We start from the raw sequence: 1,262 nt of genomic DNA on the forward strand, positions 1-1,262 counted from the left end.
TGGGGGTTTACCCCCAACAAGTGTATTTGCAGAACGAAATGAGCGTTAGCGAATGAAGTGGCTAGCAAATACGATGCTTGCCAAACCAAAAAATTACTTGTGATAGGAGAAAAACTTTTGACGAACAAAGAAATAATGATAGCCACTTCAGTGGCGATTGGTGCGGTTTTAACTTGGATTAATCCAAGTTAACAACCAATCCAAATCATTACTTTCGATATCGTGAAGTCAAAAGGAAATTCTATTACAAGTAATAATATGGTGGGTTTTGACTTTAGGTTTTCAACACTGGGGTACTACGACCCCCCAGTGTTGTTCATTGTTCACGGTCACTTTTTGTGTATAAACGATTGAATTATGATGTTGTTTTGTGTATTATTGACTGTAATAGTTGAAAGGTGGTTACAATTATGAGTAAAAGATTGCAAGTGACTTTGAAAGATGAGATGTCGGAAAAGTTAGATGAATTGGCGAAATATTTAGGAGTTTCAAAAAGTGCGGTAATTGCGTTGGCTTTGCAAGATTTTGATAAAAAACATAAAAATAGATAAAAAAATACTGCCATGTGGCTATGGCAGCATAAACTTGTATTCGGAGGTAATTATATCATGGTGAATAAAGCATCACAAGGTAATGTAAGAACTAGAAATTGGACGTTTGTAATTTACCCAGAAAGTGTTTCTGAAGGTTGGAGAGATATATTAGATGATGAACATATACAATGGGTTGAATCTCCATTACATGATAAGGATACTAATCCAAATGGAGAGATAAAAAAGGCTCATAAGCATATATTGGTTATGTATGATGGGGTTAAAAGTTATAATCAGATATTAGAATTGACTGAAAGAATAAATGCGACTGTTCCACAAAGGTGTGGTTCTGCTAAAGGTCTTGTTAGATATATGTTGCATATGGATAATCCTGAGAAATATCAGTATGATCGTGAAGATATGATTGCTCATGGTGGAGCAGATATTCTAGAGATGTTAAAACCGACGTCTGCAAGCAGATATGAGATGTTTAAAGAAATGACTTCTTTTATAGTTGAAAATGATATAAGAGAATACGAAGAACTATGGATTTATGCTATGGAGCATAGATTTGATGATTGGTTCCCTTTGTTAGCTGATAATGGTACTTTTGCTATAAATACGTTTATAAAATCTAGAAGACATAGAATAAAAGATAACAAATGAATTAGCTAGCCATTATGGCTAGCTTTTTGCTTTAGCAAAAAAGGGGGATTGGGGGTTTACCCC

2 protein-coding genes are annotated in these 1,262 nt (G+C 34.5%); both read left to right on the plus strand.

Annotated elements, in window-relative coordinates; translation table 11 throughout:
- The first annotated feature begins 410 nt into the window (after positions 1–410).
- Complete coding sequence (locus KA878_RS13590; protein ID WP_031917823.1) at positions 411–551, plus strand: ribbon-helix-helix domain-containing protein; 141 nt, start codon at positions 411–413, stop codon at positions 549–551.
- Between the two features lie 57 nt (positions 552–608).
- Positions 609–1,199, plus strand: coding sequence for a replication protein (locus tag KA878_RS13595; RefSeq protein WP_031917824.1), 591 nt, complete (start codon positions 609–611; stop codon positions 1,197–1,199).
- The last annotated feature ends 63 nt before the right edge of the window (positions 1,200–1,262 follow it).

The sequence above is a fragment of the Staphylococcus sp. GDY8P57P genome, assembly GCF_017892585.1.
GTDB lineage: Bacteria > Bacillota > Bacilli > Staphylococcales > Staphylococcaceae > Staphylococcus > Staphylococcus borealis.